3 protein-coding genes are annotated in these 3,155 nt (G+C 59.5%); 1 reads left to right on the top strand and 2 read right to left on the bottom strand.

Translation table 11 applies throughout. The features are described from left to right. Positions 1-1,003: anaerobic nitric oxide reductase flavorubredoxin (norV, locus tag DEO48_RS06535; RefSeq protein WP_109844690.1), on the bottom strand; the 1,003-nt coding region annotated here is incomplete at its 3' end. A gap of 186 nt (positions 1,004-1,189) precedes the next feature. On the opposite strand from norV, the gene norR reads away from it, so the two are divergent. After that, positions 1,190-2,704, top strand: a complete 1,515-nt coding sequence (gene norR / locus DEO48_RS06540; RefSeq protein WP_109844689.1) for a nitric oxide reductase transcriptional regulator NorR — start codon at positions 1,190-1,192, stop codon at positions 2,702-2,704. Here norR and DEO48_RS06545 read toward each other — a convergent pair. Beyond that, a partial coding sequence (locus DEO48_RS06545; RefSeq protein ID WP_146198246.1) for a CBS domain-containing protein occupies positions 2,701-3,155 on the bottom strand: 455 nt, incomplete at its 5' end. The genes norR and DEO48_RS06545 overlap by 4 nt on opposite strands.

Genomic DNA, 3,155 nt, shown 5'->3' on the forward strand with positions numbered 1-3,155 from the left:
AACGCAGGCCGGTCATCTCTTCTACCAGACCGGCAATTTTCGGCATCATCACGTTGTTCATGGTGGAGGAGCCCACCAGCACGCCCTTAGAGCGGAAGACGTTGGTCAACACCTCGTTCTTATCGCTGCGCGCCACGTTGAAGATTTTCACCGCCACGTTGGGGTCCACTTCGTTGATGCCCTGGGCAATGGCGTCCGCCATCATGCGGGTGTTGTTGGACATGGTGTCGTAGAAAATAGTGATGCGGTCTTCCTGATAGTCCGCCGCCCATTTCAGGTAGAGCTCCACAATCTGGGTGGGATTTTCACGCCACACCACGCCGTGGGAGGTGGCAATCATGTCCACCGGCAGGTTGAAGCCGAGGATCTCGGTGATTTTTGGCGTCACCAGGCGGCTGAACGGCGTCAGGATGTTGGCATAGTAGCGCTGGCACTGCTCGAACAGCTCGGTCTGGTCCACTTCGTCGTTGAACAGGCGCTCGTCGCAGTAGTGCTGGCCGAAGGCGTCGTTGCTGAACAGCACCGCGTCGCCGGTCATGTAGGTCATCATGCTGTCCGGCCAGTGCAGCATCGGGGTTTCCACGAAGATCAGCTGCTTGCCGTTGCCGATATCCAGCGCGTCGCCGGTTTTCACGGTGTGGAAGTTCCACTCCGGATGGTGGTGGTGGCCGTTGATCGAGTCGATGGCGTTGGTGGTGCAGTAGATCGGCGTGTTCGGGATGTAAGACATCAGCTCGGTCAGCGCGCCGGCGTGGTCCTCTTCCGCGTGGTTGATGATGATGTAGTCGATGGCGTCTAGGTCGATTTCGCTGCGCAGGTTCTGCACGAACTCGCGGCTGAACTTGTGATCGACGGTATCGATCAGCACGTTTTTTCCTTCGCGGATGAGATAGCTGTTGTAGCTGCTGCCGCGCAGCGTTTTGTATTCCGTCCCGTGGAAATCGCGCACTTCCCAGTCACGTTGACCGACCCAATGAATGTTATTTTTAACCAGAATAGACATAGCAACCTCTACGTAATACAGCATTTTCAAATAAGATGATTTGCCTATATCAAGTTACGTGCCAGTTTTTAATTTATTGATTTTGCTTAATTAATTTTTTTATGATTCGTAATGGGTAGTCATTATGACTATCAAAAGCAGTGTCAATATGACAACATGCATTGTCAAAATGACAGCGAGGTCACTATGAGCTTTTCCGTAGACGTGCTGGCGAAGATAGCCATTGAGCTGCAGACCGGTATCGGCCATCAGGACCGCTTTCAGCGGCTGATCTCCACGCTGCGCCACGTGCTTGAGTGCGATGCGTCCGCGCTGCTGCGCTACGAGGGGCGGCAGTTTATTCCGCTGGCTATCGACGGGCTGGCGAAGGACGTGCTCGGGCGGCGTTTTACCCTTGAGGGCCATCCGCGTCTGGAAACCATCGCCCGCGCGGGTGACGTGGTGCGCTTCCCGGCGGACAGCGATTTGCCCGACCCGTACGACGGGCTTATTCCCGGACAGGAGAGCCTCAAGGTGCACGCCTGTATCGGCCTGCCTTTATTTGCCGGACAAAACCTGATCGGCGCACTGACCCTTGACGGCCTGTCACCGGACCAGTTCGACACCTTTAGCGACGAAGAGCTGCGCCTGATTGCCGCCCTGGCCGCCGGGGCGCTGAACAATGCCCTGCTGATTGAACAGCTGGAGAGCCAGAACATTCTTCCCGGTAGCCCGAGGGCGTTTGAGCAGGTGACGCAAACGGAGATGATCGGCCTTTCTCCGGGCATGGCGCAGCTCAAAAAAGAGATTGAGATTGTCGCCGCCTCAGATTTGAACGTGCTGATCTTCGGGGAAACCGGCACCGGTAAGGAGCTGGTGGCGAAGTCCATTCACGAAGCGTCGCCGCGCGCGGTGAACCCGCTGGTGTATCTCAACTGCGCCGCGCTGCCGGAAAGCGTGGCGGAAAGCGAGCTGTTTGGTCACGTAAAAGGGGCGTTTACCGGAGCCATCAGCAACCGCAGCGGCAAGTTTGAAATGGCCGATAACGGCACGCTGTTTCTGGATGAAATCGGCGAGCTCTCCCTGTCGCTGCAGGCCAAGCTGCTGCGCGTGTTGCAGTACGGCGACATCCAGCGCGTGGGGGATGACCGCAGTCACCGAGTGGACGTTCGCGTGCTGGCGGCAACGAACCGCGACCTGCGTGAAGCGGTGGTGGCAGGGCAGTTCCGAGCCGACCTGTTCCATCGCCTGAGCGTGTTCCCGCTTACCGTGCCGCCGCTGCGCGAGCGCGGGGACGACGTGGTGCTGCTGGCGGGCTTTTTCTGCGAGCAGTGCCGTCTCAGGATGGGGCTTTCCCGCGTGGTGCTGAGCCCGGGGGCGAGGGCGCATCTGCTGAGCTACGGCTGGCCGGGCAACGTGCGCGAGCTGGAGCACGCGATTCACCGCGCGGTGGTGCTGGCGCGGGCGACGCGTTCGGGTGACGAAGTTGTGATCCACGCGCATCATTTTGCGCTGCAGGATGAAACCGCACCGGCAATCGCCCAGGCTCTACCAGAAACGGTGAATGAAAATCTGCGCGAAGCCACTGAGGCGTTTCAGCGTCAGATGATTACCCGCGCGCTGGAGCAGAATAACCGCAGCTGGGCGGCGTGCGCGCGGGCGCTGGAGATGGACGTCGCCAACCTGCACAGGCTGGCGAAGCGTCTGGGACTGAAGGGTTAGATAATGCCGGCCTGATAGAAATCCTGCAGGTTGATGGCGCCGCACAGCCTGCCGGCGTCATCCACCACCGGTGCGGCGGTAATTTTGCGCTTCATCAGCACCTCTTTGGCTTCAATGGCGCGGCTCTCGGCGTTCAGCGTCAGCCCGCCTTTGGTCATGGCGTCCGACACTTTGGTTTCCAGCCTGCCGCCGCCCACCAGCCAGCGGCGCAGGTCGCCGTCGGTGAACACGCCCTTAACGCTCCCGCTGTCATCGCAGACCGCTACCAGCCCCAGACCGGTGCGGCTGAGTTCCAGCATCGCGTCCATGACGCTGGTATCGAGTTTGACCTGCGGAATGGCATCGTCGGTGCGCATCAGGTGGTGAACCTTGTTGAGCAGGCGTGCGCCGAGCGCGCCCGCCGGATGCGAACGGGCGAAATCTTCTTCGTTAAAGCCGCGAGCCTGCATCA

The organism is Enterobacter sp. CGMCC 5087 (genome assembly GCF_003144775.1).
Taxonomy (GTDB): domain Bacteria; phylum Pseudomonadota; class Gammaproteobacteria; order Enterobacterales; family Enterobacteriaceae; genus Enterobacter; species Enterobacter cloacae_M.